This is a genomic window from Sphingomonas sp. Leaf231, assembly GCF_001421995.1.
GTDB lineage: Bacteria > Pseudomonadota > Alphaproteobacteria > Sphingomonadales > Sphingomonadaceae > Sphingomonas.
The window spans coordinates 462,835-482,784 of the sequence record NZ_LMLS01000002.1 but is presented as its reverse complement, the minus strand read 5'-3'; the positions used below and the strand labels follow the sequence as shown (position 1 = coordinate 482,784).

Here is a 19,950-nt window from a genome sequence, read left to right as displayed (position 1 = left end):
AGTTCAACACGCTGTTTCTTCCAGGAAGAGAGTTGCCCTCTCCCAGGAAAAGAGTCGTGGCCGGCATCCTATCAGGCGCTGTCCGCCGCATCATGACGCACGAGCATTCCGCAGGCATGCGTGCCGGCCATCTCCCCGCCTGCGTTCACGGCGGGGCCTCACCTCTCGCCACGTGCCGAGACCGGAATGGAGATCATGCACCACACGCCGTCCGCCCCCAGCGTGTACGATGTTCGCGCACCAAGCTGATATGGCAGGGCGCGTTCAATCAGTTCGCGTCCCTGACCGGAACCCGCCGTGGTTGCCGAGGGGTCTTGTTCCGGCATCCGCACACCGCTTTCCCGCCAGTCGATGTGCAGCCACGGGCCGCTGCCGTCATTCGTCCGTTCGAGGCGCCACTCGATCGCCAGCCGCGCGCCGGGCTGCCCCAGCGCACCATATTTCACCGCGTTCGTCGCCAGTTCGTGCAACGCCATCGCCAGCGTCTGAACGGTCGACGAACGCAGCCGCACGCCTGGCGGTCCACGGCGGGTGACACGTGCGGCGTTGCCGTCCAGGGCGGCGAGTTCGGCATCGAGCACCGCGTCGAAGGTTACGCGATCCTCCTCGCTCAATTGCGACAAGAGCCCCTGCGCACGGGCGAGCGCCTGCAACCGGTCGCTCAGGCGACGGCGCACGTCGGGCAGATCGCGACTGGTACGTACGATATTGTCGACCAGCGATTGCACCACGCCGATCAGGTTGCGGGTGCGGTGCTGAAGCTCGGCGATCAACACCTGCTGGCGTTCGTCCCAGTTCCGTCGTGCAGTGACATCGATCATCGCCCCGACCATTCGCACCGGTCGGCCGTCGTCGTCATAGAAAAACCGTCCCCGGCCGGCATGCCAGTGCGGAGAACCATCGGGATGGATCACGCGATATTCGTGCGCATAGGCCGTGCGGTCCGCCATCGCCGCCTGTAGCAAGACTTCGGCCTGCCCGCGATCGTCGGGATGCAGGCGCGACAGCCACGCGGCGTAGCTGGGCTCAACCTCTCCCACCGCAAATCCCTGCAACATATAATGCTGATCCGACCAATGCACCTCGTCGGTGGCGATGTTCCAGTCCCACAGGCCGATACCACCGACCTCCACCGCGCTGCGTAACCGCTCCTCGCTACGCTCCAGCGCCTCGCGGGCGAGCCGGGACGCCGTTACGTCCGCCGCGATCCCGCCGATCATCGCGACGCGACCGTCGTCGTCACGGATGGGGAATTCGATGGTGCGCAACCAGCGTGTCTCGCCATCCGAGGCGCGGAGAATGCGATAGTCGACGCTGACGTGCTCTCCATCACGCACCTGCGCTACGGCACGTTCGACCGCGGGGCGGTCCTCGGGCAGAACCTGCTCGATCCAGCGATGGTAATGATCCCCCGCCAATGCCTCACGGCGGGTCAGCCCGTGGATGGTGGCGAACGCCGTCGTCAGATAACGCCACTGCAGCGAGGCGGCATCGCGGATCCAAAGGGCGTTCTGCGAAGCATCGCCAAACTGCCGCAGCAGTTCTTCACGGTCACGCACCGCCGCCACGGCGTGGCGTTGCTCCGTGACGTCGAACACCACCCCCTGGATCACCGTGGCCGACGCCGCATCGGCGCGGCCACGCCAGCGCAACCACCGCCCGGCGCCAGGCCCGGCGGCAATCTCCAGCTCGCCGTCGAACTCCTCGCCCGGCGTGATAAGCCGCCCGGCGACCCGCGCGACCGCCGCCGCGCTCGCTGGGGAAAGCAGGTCGGTGAAATCCTCGATCGGGCGGCCCTCGTCGCTGTGCGGGAGGCCACACAGGCCGAAGAAACGCGCGTCGCCACGGATCTGACGCGCCGCGAGGTCGACTCGCCATGCCGCGAGGCCTCCCCCATCGAGCGCGATCCGGCGCAGTTCCTCGCTGCGCCGCAGGACCTCGTCCGCGTTGCGCCGTGCCGTTACGTCAAGCGCAGCGCCGAACCATTCCGCGACCGTGCCATCGGCGGCGAGAAGCGGGACGGCGCGCGACAACACCCAGCCGATCGAACCGTCGGGACGCTGGATGCGATATTCCAGCTCGAACATGGTCGGGCCTGCGATGGCCGCCGTTGCCGCAGCGGCGACATCGGCACGGTCCTCCGGTGTGACATAGCGCTCGATCCAGTCGTCAATTGGTTCGGAAACGTCGTCGCACAGACCCTTTCCTTCCATGCTGAGCAACTGTCGCCAGTCCGCGCTCATCCGATACAGCTTGTGGTCGCCGGTTTCAGCCAGCACGCGCAGGCGCGCTTCGCTTTCCCGCATGCGCGTGGTCGCACGCCGATGCGACGTAACCTCGACCAGCGTCTGCAATGCAGCCGTCACCGCGCCGGCAGCGTCCCGGACCGGCGACCAGGCGATGTCGAACGTCCGCTGCTCGTACCGGCCCCCGGCATCGCGCAACGCCACCTCCAGCCCGGCGAGCGACAGCGACCCGCCGGCGCGCACCGTCGCCAGGCGCTGCGCGGCGTCATCATTGTAGACGTCGGGCCACCCCTCCGCCGCAGGTCGGCCGAGCAGATGGGGATGCCGGTCACGGGCGATATCGATATAAGCGTCGTTGTAGATCTGAAGGTACGCGTCGCCCCACAGCAGCGTCGCCGGCCCCGGTATCGCCAACATCGTCTCGACCGTCGACAGCAATTCGGGGGGCCAGCCCGACAGCGCGCCCAGGGCCGTGCTCGCCCAATCGAACGACCGGATTCGCTCAGCCATCTCGCTCGTGCCAAAAGGTCGCTTCATCTACGCGGCATACCCCGTTCGGCCCCGCATCATGCTGCGACGAAAGCTGCACACGATCAACAAAGCATGCCAATCGATTGCCGTATGTTAGCTTGTCGGATCGTGGTCGTCCGCCGATCGACCTCCGCCTACCGCTTAGCGATTTGCGGCTGTTCCACGGCGACGATCGGGAGCAGCACCGCACTGGCATGCACGCCGCCACGCTGGATCGTGACGGTCGCCTTGCGGTAATCGCCCGCCTTGGCGAAGAAGATGTTCTTCACGTACGTCTGCGGATTACGGTCATAGAGCGGGAACAGGCTGGACTGCACCTGCACCATCACGCGGTGCCCCGGCTGGAAGACATGGTTCACGGTCGGCAGCCGGAAGCGATAGCGTTGCACCTTGCCCGCCGGGATCGCGCTCGGCTTTTCGAAGCTGTCGCGATAACGGCCGCGAAAGATGTCGAGGCTGATCGGCAGCTGGTATCCACCCATTTTCGGGTCGGTGGCGTTTTCCGCAGGGAAGACGTCGATCACCTTCACGACGAAGTCGCCGTCGCTGCCTGTGGTGGCGGCATACAGGTCGGCGATGGGGGCGCCGGACACGCGCATCGGGGCGGTCAGCACCGGCGTGGTGTAGGTCATCACGTCGGGGCGACCATCGGCATGGCGCTGATCGCTGACCAGCCAGTCGCCCCAGCGTCCATCGCCGAAATTGACCGGGCGCGGCAGGTGCGGCACCGGCTTGGCGGGATCGGACACATAGGCATCGCCGCCGGGCGTGCCCTTGCCCGTCGCCAGTCCTCCGCCGGCCTGCAGATACATCGGCGTCAGCGACGCGGCGCATCCTTGCGCGCAGGCCAGCGGCCAGTCGGCGAAGCGATCCCAACGGTTTTCGCCGGTGTTGTAGATGGCGGCGGCGGGCAGGTTGGCCGGCGGTCCGTCCTTCAGATACTGGTCGAACAGTGGCAGCACCATCTGCTCGCGAAATTGCGCCGCGGTATCGCCGTTCCACTGGAACGGCCCGAGGCTGCGACCGTCGCGATTGATCTGGCTGTGCCGCCACGGCCCCATCACGAGGAAGTTGTTACCGACCTTCCCCTTGGCCTTCAGCGTCTCCCATGCGGTGATCGCACCGTACATGTCCTCCTGATCCCACAAACCCTGTTCCCACAACGTCGGAACGTTCGATGGATTGGCGGCGAGCAGCCGGTCGAGCGCCTGCCCCTGCCAGAAGCCGTCGTAGGACGGGTGCTGCGACATGCGCGTCCAGTACGGCAATTGATCGTAGCCGGACTTGCGCGCCCAGTCGCCGGCCGAGCCGACCTCGCGGAAGTTGTCGTAATCGTCCCAGCCGCCGGTCGGGGGCACGGTGCCGCCCGCCTTGTAGCCGGTCTGCCCGCCCAGCCACGCGATATTGGCCAGCCGGAACGCGCCATAGTGGAACCAGTCGTCGCCCATCCAGCCGTCGATCATCGGGCTTTCGGGCGCGGCGACCCTCAGCGCCGGGTGCGGATGGAGCAGCGCCATGGCGACGGTGAGACCTTCGTAGGACGAACCGATCATCCCGACCCGCCCGTTCGATTGCGGCAGGTTCGCCTTGTTCACCAGCCAGTCGATCGTGTCCCATGCATCGGTCACATGATCGACCTTGGTCGGGTTCAGCGCGCCAATCACGGGCCGGGTCACGACGTAATCACCCTCCGATCCATATTTCCCACGGATGTCCTGATAGACGCGGATGTAGCCGCCCTTCACGAAGATCTCGTCGGCGAGCGGCAGGGCGTTCAGCATCGTCGGGCTGTCGCTGCGGTTGGCGCGGGCGGACGCATTGTACGGCGTGCGCGTCAGCACGATCGGCGCGTTCGTCGCATTCTTCGACACGACGATGACGGTGTGCAGCTTCACTCCGTCACGCATCGGGATCATCACCTCGCGCTTGACGAAGTCGTCGGCGGCGGTGGGAAGCCGGAACGTCGCAGGAATGTCGCCGCTGGCCGGCGGCTGTTGCTGCGCACTGACCCCGGCACTGGCAAGGGCGATCAGCGGCAGCAGCAGGGCAAGACGGGGCATGGGGGAACTCCGGCAGGATGGTTGCCGTATCTCTGCGGCAGGATCGGCGTGACCGCAAGCACGGGCAAGGGCACCCGGCAGCGCGGCGCGGCGATACCGGCTTCGCCCAGACCGCATCGGGGCTGGCTTAACGCAGGATAACGGATGCATTCAGCGGCCACTCAACCGCGCCGCTCCATTGCGTGATCGTCGCAGCTGATTTCCGGTGCGGCGGTGATGCGTCACGGGAGCGAAAACATGCTGAGAAAGATGTCGGCCGGACTGGGATCGATGGCGTTGGCTTTGGTGGCCCTGACGCCCGTGGCGGCGCAGGCGCAGCGTTACGATCGGTCGGATTATTACGCACGCGACGATCGGGGCTATGACGACGACGGCTATCGTGACCACCGCCGCGCCTATCGTCAGGCGCATCGCGATGGCTGGAACGACGAACCCCGCTACGACGGATATGATCGCCGCGCATGGAGCGACCAGCGGCGTTACGCCGACGATCGCGGCGGATGGGACGACTCACGGGGATATGAGCGCGACGATCGCGGCGGATACTATCGTGATGCCCGCCGTTATCGCGACGGCAATCGCGGTTGCCAGAGCGGTACCACCGGCACGGTCATCGGCGCGATCGCCGGCGGGTTGCTGGGTCGAACGATCGACCGGGGCGGCGATCGCACGCTGGGTACGGTGCTGGGCGCGGGAGCCGGCGCATTGGCAGGCAACGCGGTCGAGCGTGCCGACAACTCCCCTTACTGCCGGCGATGATGCCGGCCGCGTTCCGGATCGATCACGATGCGGAACGCGCCATCTGGTCACCTCCTTTGCCATACCCGGTCGCCCTTCGCGGTCGGGTATGGTTGCGTTCGGGGAACGGCCGCCGAGCCTCTCCTTGCGAGCGCATCCGGGCATCGTAAGAACCGATCACGACGCACCGGGTCACCTCGCCGACATGCTGCCATGCAACATCGTCGCATTCTAATCACTTGCCGTTTGAACGATTTGATGCACAAGGCGCGCTTTCGGACGTTGCGGGATCAAGCACGATGCACTCGATAGCCAACGAGGTAGCCGGCACCTGCGTCGCGGCCGCTCAGGTGCGCACATGACGCACTGGCGGGCCGACCTGCTCGCAAACTGCGAGCGCGTCGGGATCAAGGGCGCACTGATCGGCCATGCCGCTTGATAGAAGATCATTAGCATCTGGCCACATGTGCCCGTGCAAATCCACGCATCCGAACCGACCTTCGGCGATGCGGATCGCCGACGCGCCAAATCTGCGCGCAGCGTATTACTGAAAGAGGAAGATCGTGGCGCGTCCAGCGGTTCTCAACACCCTCAGCCTTGCGATTTCCAGCGGGCTGAACTTCGTGTCCCTGCTGTTATGGGTGCGTTTGCTGCCACCCGCCGAGTTCGGGCAATACACTCTGATCACCACCACTGCATTGCTGGTCAACGCGATCCTGTTCGAATGGGCGCGGATCGTCGGTGCGCGAACGCTGTACTCACCGACATCGGCAACGCGCATCGACCCGGACCGCGCCGACGCCTTGTTCACGATCGTCGCGACCTTCATCCTGATGCTGGCGCTGGCGGTGACCGCGCTGTTCCTGTCGGGGCGGACGATCTTCGGACTGGCTCCGCACTGGCTGTGGGTGCTGTTGCTGTTTCTGGTCAGCGAAGTTGCGCTGACGATGCTGAACGTCGTCAGCCGCGCCCGCGGTGAGGCGTGGCATACGTTCGGTGTGATCGTCACCCGCTCGGCCCTGTCGCTGGCCATCGGCCTGGCGCTCGTGGTTGGCTACGATCAGGGACTTGCCGGCGTGCTGCTGGGTCTTGTGATCGGGCAGGCGATCGCGACGATCGGGGGGATCGCGACCGACGACGTGTGGCGGCGATTGCGGCTGCGCGTTAGCGATGCGGGCGAACACCGGATCATGGGCGACATGCTGAAACTGGGCGCGCCACTAATGCTCAGTTCGGGGCTTTCCTACGGCGTGGGCGTGCTGGATCGCTATCAGGTCGAACACATCCTCGGCACATCGAGCGTCGCTTATTACGCCGCGCCCGCCGATCTCCTGCAGAAGACGCTGGGTTTCGCGATGCTGGCGGTCAACATTACCATGTATCCGGCGATGGTCAGGGCGTACGAGGACGAGGGACCGGACAGGGCGCGCACCCTGCTGGAAGGAAATGCCATCCTCTATATGGCGATGTGTCTGCCCGTCGTCGTTGCCGCGACTGTACTCGCCGGACCGGTCAGCCACGTCTTGCTGGGCGCCGCACTGGCGGATCGCAGCGCACCGTTATTGCCGTTGGTCACCGCCGCCGCGTTGCTGCGGCTGCTGACGATCTACCATTTCCAGGTCGCCTTCCAGCTGACCCGCCACATGCGGCTGCTGATGATCGCCCCGGCGCTGGCGATCGCGACGTTCGTGCTGCTCGGCCCGCTGGCGCTGCACCGTTATGGATTGATCGGCATCGCGTGCGTCTCCCTGCTGGCGCAAGGAAGTGGCTATGTCGTCAGCGCATGGCTGGCGCGGCGCGTGTTCGGCATTCGGCTGGCCAGCCGCGACGCCGCGAAGGTGCTGGTCGCCAGCGGCGCGATGGCCGCCGCGCTGATCCCGTTCGCGGGCGTCACCGGCGTGGTGATGACGCTGGTCGCGCTGGCGACCGGGGGCGTCGTCTATGCCGGCGCGATCCTGCTGCTCCGGCTGGATCAGGTGCGTACGATCAAGGCGAAGTTCGCACGCACCTGATCCGGGCGATCACCCGGCGACCCGCAGCAAGTCCTGCCGGTCGTCGCGGCGCGTGCGCTGCGCGGCTTCCTTCCACCAGTCGCCGAACATGACGTCGGCCGAATCCGGCGAGAAACGCTCGAACCCGGCACCCGGTGCGAAGGTCATTTCGCCGAACATCGGGCCGGCTTCCAGATCGTAGAAGTCGATCCGCACGAAGGCAAAGCCCGTCGACAGCGTCTCCGCCAATTCGATCATCCGCGCGAAATGACGCGGGCGCGGCACGTCGCCATCAATCAGGTCGTGCGCCAGTTCGAAGGGCTGCAATTTCCAGTCGCGATCGTAGAAGGAACGCCGATGGTCGGTGAAGCGCCCACCATCGACCTGCACGACCTTCACCTCGCCATCGAAGCAGAAGAACTTATAGTCGTTCAGCTCTTCGCCAATCATCGGCTCGATCAGCAGCAACCGTTCGATCTCGTTATACCACCATTCGTGGAGGTACGGATACCAGTCGGTCGCCAGCCACTCCTTCGACGTCTCGCGAAGGGTCAGCCATTCGGCCGGATCGACCGCCCGGACGAAATGATTCCAGCCCGACGAATGGTTCGCCTTGACCACGAACGGCGTAGCGCACGGCGGCGTGGCGGGCAGCACCTTGCCGGTCCACAGCGTCGGGATCACCACGTCGCGCCCGACCCGCTCGGCCACCCACTCCTTCACCTGCACCTTGTCGGCGAGCAGCGGCAGCAACGGGTTGCGCGGTGCCAGCTTGAACGCCTGCACGTGTTCGTTGAAGGTCTTGGGATTATCGAGATCGGGCCACCGACCCAGCGCCTTGGCATATTGCACCTGCAACGACTGCTTGGGCGGCAGCGTACGATACAGCAGCCGCATGGCCGCGCGCAGCAAATTCGCCATCTTTCCTCTCCCCCGATTCACCGCCGGGGGTAGCTCCCCCGATCCACGGCGCCGCGGATGCGCGCGCGATAGACCCTTACGGTGCGAGTCAGAACCCGCTTTTTGAAGCTATTATTTACTGCCGTCGCGACCTGTCCCGTTTAAGGACAATGTCGGCGATGCGCTGCCTTCGGTCATGCGGACCGGCAGGATGCGGCCATCGCGGGCGTAACTCACCCGATCGATCGCCACCTGCCGTTCGCCACGGAACGGTGCCGTTCCGCGTGGCTGCTCCCACCGGTGATAGACGATCAGCCACCGGCCGTCCGGCGTGCGCACGAAGCTGTGATGCCCCGGCCCCTTGCGGCGCTTGTCGCTGGTCAGGATCGCACCGCGATACCGCCACGGACCCGTCGGTGACGCGGCGGTGGCGTAATGGACCGAATAATCCGGGCCGTCGAAACGACCGTGGCTGTAGGAGAGATAATAGAGGTTGCCACGCTTGTGCATGAACGCCCCCTCCGTAAAGTTCTTGGGCGTGGCGACCGGCACTTCGCGCGCCAGCCCGATCATGTCCGCCGTCAACTCCCACGCGCGCAGCTTCGCGCCCGCGCTGCCCCCCGCATAGAGGTACGCCTTGCCGTTGCGCGGATCGACATAGACCATCGGGTCAATCGCCTCGAAGCCGCGTCCGCCGGTGATGAGCGGCTGGCCGCTGTCGCGATACGGACCCTCGGGCCGGTCAGCGACCGCGACGCCGATCCGGCTGGGTGTCGGGTTCTGTGGGCCGACCGAGTAATAGAGATACCATTTGCCACCGCGCGTCGCGACGCCGGGTGCCCACAGGAAATGCTCCGACGCGCCGTCCGCGCCGATCCACGGGATCTGCTCACGTCGGATCAGCTCGCCGCGCGGCCGCCACGTCTTCAGATCGCGCGAGGAAAAGGCACCGAAGCGATCCGCCTCCCAACTGCCCGCCGGGCCGCCGGTCGGAAAAACCCACAGCTCGCCACCGATCATCATCGCATGCGGGTCGGCGCCCTGGAACTGCGGATTGTCGGCGAGTGCGGGAACCGCGGCGCCCGCGAATAGCAAGGCGGCGGCAAACGTTCGAAACATGGTCATCGACGGGCCTTAACGCGTTGCAATCAGAAGCGGAACCGCACGCCGAGCGAATAGCTCCGCTCGATATAGCGCACCTGGAACGGATAGGAGTCGCCCGCATCGTTGTACGTGCGCTCGTTCCGGACGGGCGTGCCGAGAACATTCAGCATGTCAAAGGCGATCGTGACGTTCGGCACCGGCGTGACCGTCGTCGAGAAATCCATCACGCCAAACGACTTCTGGTACAAGGGCGCCAGGAACCCGGCCTGCAGATCCTGATATTCGGTCGCGAAGCGCGAGCGCCAGTTATACGCCAGTCGTGCGGAGAACACCGGACGCTCGTACAACGCCACCAGATTGAACGAATGTTCGGATACGCCCGGAAACGGCTGCTGCCCCGCCAGACGGTTGCGGAACTCGGGCGCAAGCTCGGTCGAGGCGTCGAGATAGGTGTAATTGGCCTGCGCACCGAACCCGCGCGCCCATTCCGGCAGGCTGGCGATGTCGAGGAAGCCGGTGAACGCCACCTCCGCGCCCTGTACCCGACCGTCGCCGCCGTTGCTGGGCGCGTTGACGCGACGGTCAGGTTCGCCGGCGACGGTGATGTTGGTGGTGCTGCGGAAAATGAAATTGCTGACGTCCCGGCGGAACACCCCCGCGGTCAGCGAACCGGCACGCGCGTAATACCATTCCAGCGACAGGTCGTAGTTGTTCGAGCGCAGTGGATTCAGGTTGGGGTTGCCCGACGTGACCGGCACGAAGCAATTGACGGTGTCCACCCCCTCGGTCGAGCACGCCGTCGGCACGGTGCCGACGTTGCTCGACGGGTTGAGGTCGATGAAGTTCGGGCGGGTGCGCGTCTGCGTGAAGGCAAGCCGCAACTGCAGGTCGTTGGCGAGCGTCGCACGCAGATTGGCGTTGGGCAGATAGTCGGTATAGTTGTTCGTCTGCGCGACCGGCGTGAAGGTGCTGGTCGTGGCGTCGAATGAATTACCCAGCACCTGCGTGCGGGTGTTGATGACGCGCAGGCCAAGGTTGCCTTCGATCGGGACGCCGGCGTCAAAGGCATATTTGGCCTGGGCGTAGCCGGCCCACGACCGTTCGGAGGCGGTGAACGTTTCCTGATCGTTGAACGCCGGATCGCCGGACGTGAAGCCGGCGATCGCGCGCAGCGGATCGCGATTGTCGAACACGCTGTCGAACGTCGCGCCGGGGAAGACGGTGACCCGCTGGTCGTTGTCGAACCGGAAACCGCGCGTGATCGGCTGGATCGTGACGGGAAGATCGGGATAGCGCAGTTGGGTCTGAATCAGCCCGGCATAACGCTGGCCGTTGAAGCGGGCGGCGTCACGCGTGTTGAAGCGGACACCCGCCTGCAACTTGGGCAGGAAATCCAATCCGACGTCATATTCGGCGTCCAGCCGGGCTTGCCAGTCCTTGCCGGTGGCGCGGAAATTGGCGTCGAACAGTCCGCGCAATGCATAATTGTTCGGATCGGACGCATCGAAGTTCACGAAGTCGAACACGCCCCCACCCTGCCCGCGCGCGATGTCGAAATCGACGTTGCGCGTCGGCGAACTGGTGAAGGCGTAATCGATGTTCGCGCTATGCTGGGTATAGGTGCTGTCGGTGTAGGCGACGTCGCCGGTCAGCTTCAGTCGCCCCACGGTCCAGATCGCGCCGCCCGCCAGCTGGTAGGTATCAGTGCGCGCCTTCGTAAAGGCATCGTAGCCATCGGGGGTCGATGCGCCGCTGACGGTCATGCTTTGCACGGAGTTGCTGCCGTCGCGCAGCACCACGTTGCTGTATTGCGCACCATCACCGAACGTCGGCACGAACAGCCAATGGTTGCGATCCTCCGCCCGATAGCCCTGAAACAGGCCATCGATGTAGACTTCGAAATTGCTCGCCGGACGCCATTGCACTGCGGCGTTCACCGACGGACGCCAGCGATTGCCGCTGCCGTAGAAGATACCCTGCCCGTTCGGTCGGGTGAAGCCCTTCGCATCCGCCGGCGCACCGGGTTCGGGCGTAACGAAGCGATCGACCTCACGCGTGGCGTCCAGATAGTCGATGTTCGAGATCGCCGCGTTCACCAGCACGCCGATTTCACCGATCCCGGTGTCCCAGCGATTGGTGACCAGCAGGTTGCCGTTGTAATCCAGTCGCTGGCTCTGCTCCCAATGCACGCCGTTCAGCGAGCCGGACAGCTGGAAGCCGTCGAAGTCGAACGGCCGGCGCGACCGCACGTTCACCTGCCCGCCGATCCCGCCCTCGATCAGGTTGGCGGTAGAAGATTTATAGACCTCCAGCGCCTGCACCGCGCCGGCGGGAAAATCCTGGATCGCGACGAAGCGATTTTCGGCGGTGAAGATCTCGCGCCCGTTATAGGTGGTGGAGATATCGGGCAGCCCGCGGATCTGCACGCCTGCGGCTTCACCCGCAGCACGCGTCACCTGCACGCCGGTGACGCGCGCCAGCGCGGCGGAGGCGGTGACATCGGGCAGCTTGCCAATATCCTCCGCTACGATCGAGTCGACGATCCCTTCGGCGTTGCGCTTGATGCTCTGCGCCGATTCCAGGCTGCGCCGCAACCCGGTGACGACGATGTCTTCACCGGCGGTCGCGTCGTCCTGCATCGCATCGGCGGCGATCACGGGATTGGCGCTGGCGTCCGCAGCCGTCGTCGGCTTGGGTGCCTCCTGCGCGGTCTGCGCGGTCGCGTGCCCGGCGGCGAACAGCGCCAGCGTCGATACCGTCGCGGTCAGGGCCTTGTTCACGTCATCCTCCCATGCGCGATGCCGCGCTATAGCGCCCGCGCCTACACGCGCCGGAGCGCGGGGGGAATTCGCTTGTGTTAACGGATAGTTAAAAAGATTAGCATTTTATTCGCACGCGTCTCTCGGCATATTCCACGCTCGTGTTCGGGAGAGTGGAATGACGAAGCGGCTTCTGGTCCTGCTGGCAGCGACCACGGCGACCACCGCGATGCCCGTCGACGCACGTCCGCGCTGGACGGAGACGCAGGCCAACGCATGGTATCAGGCGCAGCCTTGGCTGGTGGGGGCCAATTACACGCCGGCCTCCGCGATCAACCAGCTGGAGATGTGGCAGTCCGCCACCTGGGATCCGCAGCGGATCGATCGGGAGCTTGGCTGGGCGGAGCGAACCGGCATGAACACGATGCGCGTCTTCCTGCACGATCAATTGTGGCAGCGAGACGCCCCCGGTTTCCGCCGCCGCATCGACGAGTTCCTGACCATCGCCGCGCGCCACCGGATCAAGCCGCTGTTCGTGCTGTTCGACAGCTGCTGGGATCCCGATCCCAGGCTGGGACCACAGCACCCGCCGATCCCCGGCGTCCACAATTCGGGCTGGGTGCAGGGACCGGGACTGCCCGGCTTGCGCGACAAGCGCCGCTACCCCGCATACAAGGCGTATGTGCAGGGCGTCATCGCCGCCTTCCGCGACGACGCACGTATCCTGGGTTGGGACGTCTGGAACGAACCCGACAACGGTGCCGACCAGTATAAGGGGCAGGAAGGCAAGGAGCCGCTGGTCCGCGCGCTGCTGGCGCAGGTATTCGTCTGGGCGCGCGACGCCGATCCGTCGCAACCGATCACCTCTGGTGTTTGGCAGCACGACGACTGGACGCCGACCGGTGGCAAGCTGACGCCGATGGAAACGCTGCAATTGCGCCAGTCCGACGTGATCTCGTTCCACGATTACAGCTGGCCCGAAACGTTCGAGGCGCGGGTCAGGCAGTTGCTGCCATACAACCGGCCGATCCTGTGCACCGAATATATGGCGCGCGGCAACGGCTCGACCTTCGACGGGTCCCTGCCGATCGGCAAGCGGTACAACGTCGCGATGATGAACTGGGGCTTCGTCGACGGAAAGACGCAGACTCGGCTGCCGTGGGATAGCTGGAAGAAGCCGTATGTGCTGGAGGAACCGACGATCTGGTTCCATGAGGTGTTTCGCGGTGACGGAACGCCTTATCGCCAGGCGGAGACCGACCTGATCCGGCGGCTGAGTACCGCGCCCAAGGGTGAGTTGCCGGCACAGCGGTGATCGCGCCCGTGCCGCCGCAGGATCAGTCCCGGGCCGTTCGCGCCATCAACCATCCGGTAGCAAACAACGCCACGCCCGATCCGAGGAAAACGTAATCCCAGATCGACCGCCCCCATCGTTCGTACACGTGGTGCAAGCCGAGGAGGTGGTGGTCGATCACCCCCTCCACCAGGTTGAAGAGGCCGAAACCCATCAGCGTCGCACCGAACAAGACCTTGCCAGACAACACCACATCCGGCCGCCGGACGGCACGCCACAGCAGCATGATGCCCGCTGCCGTCGCGATCCACACCGCGGCGTGAAACAGACCGTCCCACACCATGTTCACCTTGGCGCCGACCAGCGTGTCGGTGGAGATCCGCGCCGACAGCATGTTGTGGATCTGCAATATCTGATGAAAGACGATGCCGTCCACGAAGCCGCCCATCCCGATCCCGATCGTCAGGCCGGCGGTCACCAGTGGCTTCGTCGTTGGGTTCGGGTGATCCATCGGCCTCATCTCACGGCAGGTATCTGCGAATTGCGAGAACCGCGACGCACAACGCGGGAGCGGGGGCGAGCAGCGCCCCGATGTTGATCCAGAAATCGGCACCGAAGATCGCGGTCCGAACGGCCTCGCCGGTGCGACTGTGACACAGCGTGCATGCCCAGGCCGGATCGCTCGCCAACAGCGCAGGCAGGGCGACAAGGCAACCGAGCGGCCTCACGCGCTGTCACCGAGGTAGAGGTAGCGTGGGTCGAACTCGGCGACCTGCCTTAATCCGTCACGGTCCAGAATACGGACCCTTCCACCGTTGAACGTGGCAAGGCCGCCCTCGCGCAGGTCGCGCAGCACCCGATTGACCGACACTCCGGTCAGCCCCGTGCATTCCGCCACATCCGCCTGGGTAAGCGGCAGATCGTAACCGTCCCCTGTGACAAGCCCGACGATCCGCAACCGCTCGAAGAGTTCGCACAGCAACATCGCCACGCGGGCGCGGGCGGTGCGGCGGCCCAGCGACACTTCCCACTCGCGGTGGATCGCGGCGTCGAGGTTCGTGCTGAACCAATAGGTTCGCGCCAATCGTGCGAAGCGTTCGGTGATCGCCTGCAACGCGTCATGCGGCACCAGCGCGACACGGCACGGCGTCAGGCTCATGACATCATGGTCGAGATACTTGAGCGTGAAGCTGTGCAGATCCGCGAAGTCCCCGGCCACGTTCAGTTCGGTGATCTGGCGCTGTCCGTCGTGCAGATCCTTGTAGCGGCACAGAATGCCGTCCAGCAGCAACGTGCTGTGGTGCTGCACCACAAACGCCGGCACGATCATGCTGCCTCTCGGAAAGGAGCGCTCCTCCGATACCGCTGCGCGGATCGCCTGCTCCTCTTCTTGGGAAAGCGGACCGCGCGCACGTAGCCTAACGAAATGACGCTCGATCATGCGGCGGTAACGATTATCCGCGAATGTCGATGCCTCCCCTAACCTGAAGCAGCGGGAACACGTGCGCGCTTCCCGGGAGGTGCTCCGCACGAGGATAGCCGGTAGATCAGGCCCGCTTCACCAGAACCGCGGCAAGACTTGCCGCCAACTCCGCGCTTCGGAAGGGTTTCGTCAGCCGCGGCAATCCGGGAGTCACGTCCTCGACTTCGGAATAGCCCGAGACGATGAGCACCGGCAGCTCCGGCAACATCCGGCGCAATGCCACGGCAAGATCCACGCCGCTCATACCCGGCATCAGATGGTCCGTGACGAGCAGGTCGGGCGTGACGCCCTGCGCGACGAGGTCCAGAGCCGCCTCGCCCGACGACGCCTCCCGCACCTCATACCCGAATTCGGTCAGCATGTCCGCGGTGCTGGTCCGCACGATCTCTTCATCGTCGACGAGCAGGATCAGGCCACCGGCAATGCTATCGGGCAGAGGGACGGGAGAGGGATCGTCGATGCCCATCGCCGAGGCGCTGACCGGAAGCCATAATTCGACGTTGGTGCCGATGCGCTCCCGACTGTGGATGAACAGCGCCCCGCCGAGTTGCGCGGCCAGACCGTGCGCCATGGATAGACCGAGGCCAGTGCCCTTGCCGACACCCTTGGTCGAAAAGAACGGCTCCACCGCCCGGGCCAGCGTCGCCGCATCCATGCCGATGCCGGTGTCCGCCACGGACAGCCGAACGTAATGCCCCCGACCGAGTCCATCGCGCGGGGTGCGGACGCTGTCGCGCGTCGCCGTGATCCTCAGGGTTCCGCCATGCGGCATGGCGTCGCGCGCATTCACGCCGAGGTTGAGCAGCGCCATTTCGAGCTGGTTTGCATCGGCCTTGGCATGGGGCAGATCGTCGGCCACTTCCACCAGCACACGAACCTGCGGCCCCGTCGTGCTGGCGAGCAGATCCGCCATCCCCTCCACCAGCGCACCGATATCGACCGCGGCGGGCTGCAGCGGCTGGCGCCGCGCGAACGCGAGCAACCGCTGCACCAGCGCCCGCGCGCGGTCGGCCGAGTGGATCGCGCCCTCGATAAGCCGCTGCTCGCGTTCGTTGCCCAGTCTCTTTCGTTGCAGCAGGTCCAGCGAGCCCATGATGGGCGTCAGCAGATTGTTGAAATCGTGCGCCACGCCCCCGGTCAGCTGGCCGATCGCCTCCATCTTCTGGCTTTGGCGCAGCGATTCCTGTGCAAGCGCCAGTTCGAGGGCCGCTTCCTTCGCGAGCGTCACGTCGCGGCCGACCGCGTAGAACACCTCCCCCTCCGGGACGAGCGTCCACGAGATCCAGCGCCACGATCCGTCCGCGTGGGCGATCCGGTCCTCGAACCCTTCCACCGTCTCGCCGCGACGCAGCCGCTCCATCGCCCCTACCACCGCCTGGTGATCGTCGGGGTGAACCTGCTCGCGGAACGACAGGGCCAGCAGCGTCTCGGTATCGCGGCCGAGCGTCGTTTGCCAGGCCGGGTTGATCGCCTTCAGAAAGCCGTCGAACCCCATGATGCCGAGCAGGTCCCGGCTCATCTCCCATACCCGGTTGCGCTCTGCCGTACGCTCCGCGACTTCCTGCTCCAGCAGTTCATTGAGTTGCTGCAACCGTATTTCGGCCGCCTTCCGCGCAGTGATGTCGATCGCGGTGCCGATCACGCGAAAGCAGGCTCCGTGCGCATCGAATAGCCCGCGTCCCTTTGCGGCGACCCAACGGACGACACCGTCCTCCCGCCCGACCGTCCGATATTCGACGTCGTACAATGCCCGACGGTCGGGATCGCTCGCCGACTCATATGCGGCGCGTGTCCGCTCCCGATCGTCCGGGTGCACGCCATTGTGAAAATCGTCGAGTGTGACGGGAACGTCCGGCGAGATACCGAACATCGCCTTGACCCTTGGCGGCCAGAACATGCTGCCGCTGATGTGGTCGACGTCCCACTCGCCGATCTCCGCCACATCCAGGGCGAGGCGCAGTTGCTCCTCGCTCAGCGCCAGCCGCTCCTCCGCCTCGCGGCGTTCGTCGATATCGATGACCGAACCGACATAGCCGAGGTACTCACCGTCATCGCCAAATCTCGGGCTGGCGGCGTCGATAGCCCATCGATACGCCCCGGACGCGTGCTTGAGGCGGTATTCGATCCTGAAGGACGACCGGAGTGCGTTCGCGGATACGAACATGTCCTCGGCACGCTGCCGGTCATCGGGATGTGTCGCTTCGAGCCAGCCATAACCCTGCGCCTCGGCGTCGGTCTGACCGGTGAATTCATACCATTGGCGGTTCAGATACGTACAAAAGCCGGAAGGGTCGGTGACCCACATCATGACCGGCGCATGGTCCGCCATGTTGCGAAAACGGCTTTCGCTTTCCTTCAACGCGGCATCCCGCGCCTTCTCCTCCGTCAGATCCCGCACTTCGATGATCGTGCCCACAGGTTCGCCATCGTCGCCCGCGATCGGCGAGGCGGTGAAAGCCACCGGATAGAAATGCCCGTCCTTGTGGACGAAGACCTCCTCTCCCTGCATGCGCTCACATTCCGGGAAGGCGCGATCGATCGGGCATTCCGCCAGGGCATAGGATCGACCATCGGGGTGCTGATGATGGACCACGTCGTGCAAAGGCCGGTCCAGAACCTCATCCAGCCGATAGCCGGTCAGCGCCTCCGCCGCCTCGTTCATGAAGATGCATTGCTGCCGGTCGTCCATCAGGAAGATGGCCATCCGGGAGTTGGCGACGATGGCATTCAGACGGCGTTCGATGGAGTTCACTGGTCTTCGCCCCCCCCATCCTACCTAGAACGCTCCGATCTATGCCAGTCAATCGGACGTAATCTACCAAGCGATGATTGATTCGTATCAGCTTTGTCGCACGTCTGCGCAAAGTTAGCGAGCACTTGCCATAGTGCGTCAGGCGAGCAGGGTGGCGCGGGGATGCTCAGGGAATCAGGAGGCTGGCATCGCCGTAGGAGTAGAAGCGATAGTCGTTCTCGACGGCGTAAGCGTAGGCCGCCTGCATTCTGTCGAGGCCCATCAACGCCGATACCAGCATGAACAGGGTCGACCGGGGCAGATGAAAGTTGGTCATCAGCCCATCGATACCGCGAAAGCGGTAGCCGGGGGTGATGAAGATCGACGTGTCGCCCTCGAACGGCTGGACCTGCCCATCGGCATCCGTCGCGCTTTCGACCAGCCGTAGCGAGGTGGTGCCTACCGCGATTACGCGCCCGCCGCCCGCCCGCACCGCGTTGAGGCGCGCGGCGGTTGTGGCGTCGATGCGACCCCATTCCGCATGCATCCGATGGTCGGCGGTATCCTCGGCCTTGACCGGCAGGAAAGTACCCGCCCCGACATGCAGCGTCAGCGTCGCATGGTCGATGCGTCCGTGTTGAAGCGCGGCGAGAAGCGCGGGCGTGAAGTGCAGGGCGGCGGTCGGCGCGGCGACCGCACCGGGTTCGGCGGCGAACATCGTCTGGTAATCGGCGGCATCGCGCGCGTCGGTGTCGCGCTTGCCCGCGATGTACGGCGGCAACGGCATGCGACCGGCACGCTCCAGCAGAAGCTCGACCGGTTCGTCGCCGGCGAAGGCCAGCGCCCAGCTGCCATCCTCCTCCCGATCGTGCGCGGTGGCGGTGACCTCGTGGCCGAAGTCGATCGCGTCACCCTCGCGCAGACGTCGACCGTTGCGTACGAAGGCGCGCCAGCGACGTGGTCCCTCGCGCTTGTGCAGCGTCGCACCGATCCGCGCCGTTCCGCGTGTTCCCTCCAGCTGTGCCGGAATCACGCGCGTGTCGTTGAACACCAGCAGGTCACCGGCGCGCAGTTGGGACGGCAAATCCGCAACGATGCGGTCGGCAAGTCCCTCCGGCGTCACCACCAGCATCCGCGCGGCGTCGCGGGGCGTCGCGGGGCGCAGCGCGATCCGTTCTGGCGGAAGCGCGAAATCGAACAGATCGACGTGCATCAGCGGCGGTTGGCGGATTTCCGCGGCGCGGCAGCCGGCTTCGTTTCGGGCAGCGTCGGCAGCGTCGGCAACGTTGCAGGCAAAGTCGGCGGCGCGGCGACCGGAAGCGGCTGATAAGCTGGAGGATTGTCCGACGCGATATAGGCGTGGACAATCCGTGACGGGTTCTGCGGCGGCTCACCCTTCTCGATGGCATCGACATAGTTCATGCCGGCGATCACGCGACCGAAAACGGTATATTTCTTGTCGAGCTGGAAGCGCGGTTGCAGCACGATGTAAAACTGGCTGTTCGCGCTGTCCTCCTTCTCGGCGCGGGCCGCCGCCACTGCGCCGCGGACGTGTGGCATATAGTTGAACTCGGCGGGCAAGTCGGGAAGCTGGCTACCGCCGGTGCCGTCGCCCTTGGGATCGCCACCCTGCGCCATGAACCCATCGATCACACGGTGGAACAGCAAGCCGTCGTAGAAACGCTGGCGAGTCAGCGTCTTGATCCGCTCGACCATCTTCGGCGCGACGTCGGGACGCAGCGCGATCTCGACGCGGCCACCCGTCGAGAGATCGAGCAGCCAGATGTTGGTCTTGTCAGACAACGGCGGAGCGGGGAGACGCTCCTGCGCGGCGGCAGGAACGGACACGATCGCGGCAAGCGCGGCGGCGATAAGGGCGAACGGGCGCATCGGGTCTTTCGGGTGAAATCGGGTTGCCCTGCCCTAGACTAAAAGCGACCTTGCGCCAAACTGAACGCGAGCGCCGGGACGCCAAGGTCTTGAGCCGTGCGGGAATGCGGAAGGGAACGGGCCGGCGATGTCTCGTCAAGGCCGCACTCCAGCCGAAGCGGATCATCGCTCCCAGGCAACGACGCGGTCGCGCTCGACTACTCACGCCCGCGGACGCAATCCG

At 65.3% G+C, this 19,950-nt stretch carries 14 protein-coding genes; 3 read left to right on the top strand and 11 right to left on the bottom strand.

What is annotated here, in order from left to right; all coding sequences use genetic code 11:
- Positions 1–158 precede the first annotated feature (158 nt).
- Complete coding sequence (locus tag ASE95_RS08520; protein ID WP_056634475.1) at positions 159–2,756, bottom strand: PAS domain-containing protein; 2,598 nt, start codon at positions 2,754–2,756, stop codon at positions 159–161.
- 155 nt (positions 2,757–2,911) lie between these two features.
- Positions 2,912–4,837 (bottom strand): CocE/NonD family hydrolase, encoded by a 1,926-nt coding sequence (locus ASE95_RS08515; RefSeq protein ID WP_056634472.1) that lies wholly within the window; start codon positions 4,835–4,837, stop codon positions 2,912–2,914.
- A 237-nt stretch (positions 4,838–5,074) separates the two neighbouring features.
- On the opposite strand from ASE95_RS08515, the gene ASE95_RS08510 reads away from it, so the two are divergent.
- On the top strand, positions 5,075–5,596 hold the full coding sequence (locus ASE95_RS08510; protein WP_056636020.1) for a glycine zipper 2TM domain-containing protein: 522 nt from the start codon (positions 5,075–5,077) through the stop codon (positions 5,594–5,596).
- Positions 5,597–6,138: 542 nt separating this feature from the next.
- Positions 6,139–7,587 carry an oligosaccharide flippase family protein gene (locus ASE95_RS08505; RefSeq protein WP_056634470.1) on the top strand — a complete coding sequence of 483 codons (1,449 nt, stop codon included), beginning with the start codon at positions 6,139–6,141 and terminating at the stop codon, positions 7,585–7,587.
- Between the two features lie 9 nt (positions 7,588–7,596).
- Here the strand turns inward: ASE95_RS08505 and ASE95_RS08500 are convergent, their stop codons facing one another.
- The 3 genes from ASE95_RS08500 to ASE95_RS08490 all read right to left on the bottom strand — a co-directional run bounded on the left by ASE95_RS08500 (position 7,597) and on the right by ASE95_RS08490 (position 12,350).
- Entirely contained in the window at positions 7,597–8,487 is an 891-nt protein-coding gene (locus ASE95_RS08500) for an ATP-grasp fold amidoligase family protein (protein ID WP_056634467.1), read from the bottom strand.
- 111 nt (positions 8,488–8,598) lie between these two features.
- Complete coding sequence (locus ASE95_RS08495) at positions 8,599–9,591, bottom strand: family 43 glycosylhydrolase (RefSeq protein ID WP_235528241.1); 993 nt, start codon at positions 9,589–9,591, stop codon at positions 8,599–8,601.
- A 23-nt stretch (positions 9,592–9,614) separates the two neighbouring features.
- Positions 9,615–12,350 (bottom strand): TonB-dependent receptor, encoded by a 2,736-nt coding sequence (locus tag ASE95_RS08490; protein WP_056634464.1) that lies wholly within the window; start codon positions 12,348–12,350, stop codon positions 9,615–9,617.
- Between the two features lie 157 nt (positions 12,351–12,507).
- Between ASE95_RS08490 and ASE95_RS08485 the strand changes: the two genes are divergently transcribed.
- Positions 12,508–13,644, top strand: coding sequence for a cellulase family glycosylhydrolase (locus ASE95_RS08485; protein WP_056634462.1), 1,137 nt, complete (start codon positions 12,508–12,510; stop codon positions 13,642–13,644).
- 22 nt (positions 13,645–13,666) lie between these two features.
- On the opposite strand, the gene ASE95_RS08480 is transcribed toward ASE95_RS08485, so the two are convergent.
- The 6 genes from ASE95_RS08480 to ASE95_RS08455 form a co-directional block, all read right to left on the bottom strand.
- A complete protein-coding gene (locus tag ASE95_RS08480) occupies positions 13,667–14,134 on the bottom strand; it encodes a DUF2243 domain-containing protein (RefSeq protein ID WP_056634459.1) in 468 nt (155 codons plus the stop codon).
- Between the two features lie 10 nt (positions 14,135–14,144).
- Positions 14,145–14,351 (bottom strand): hypothetical protein, encoded by a 207-nt coding sequence (locus ASE95_RS08475; RefSeq protein ID WP_056634455.1) that lies wholly within the window; start codon positions 14,349–14,351, stop codon positions 14,145–14,147.
- Complete coding sequence (locus ASE95_RS08470; protein ID WP_235528239.1) at positions 14,348–14,953, bottom strand: Crp/Fnr family transcriptional regulator; 606 nt, start codon at positions 14,951–14,953, stop codon at positions 14,348–14,350. The genes ASE95_RS08475 and ASE95_RS08470 overlap by 4 nt, the downstream gene beginning before the upstream one ends.
- Before the next feature lie 217 nt (positions 14,954–15,170).
- Positions 15,171–17,858: a PAS domain-containing hybrid sensor histidine kinase/response regulator gene (locus tag ASE95_RS08465; RefSeq protein ID WP_056634449.1), complete on the bottom strand. Its 2,688-nt coding sequence runs from the start codon at positions 17,856–17,858 to the stop codon at positions 15,171–15,173.
- 166 nt (positions 17,859–18,024) lie between these two features.
- Positions 18,025–19,050: a tRNA preQ1(34) S-adenosylmethionine ribosyltransferase-isomerase QueA gene (gene queA, locus ASE95_RS08460; RefSeq protein WP_056634446.1), complete on the bottom strand. Its 1,026-nt coding sequence runs from the start codon at positions 19,048–19,050 to the stop codon at positions 18,025–18,027.
- Complete coding sequence (locus tag ASE95_RS08455) at positions 19,050–19,727, bottom strand: peptidylprolyl isomerase (RefSeq protein ID WP_056634444.1); 678 nt, start codon at positions 19,725–19,727, stop codon at positions 19,050–19,052. Before ASE95_RS08455 ends, queA begins: the two co-directional genes overlap by 1 nt.
- Between the last annotated feature and the right edge of the window lie 223 nt (positions 19,728–19,950).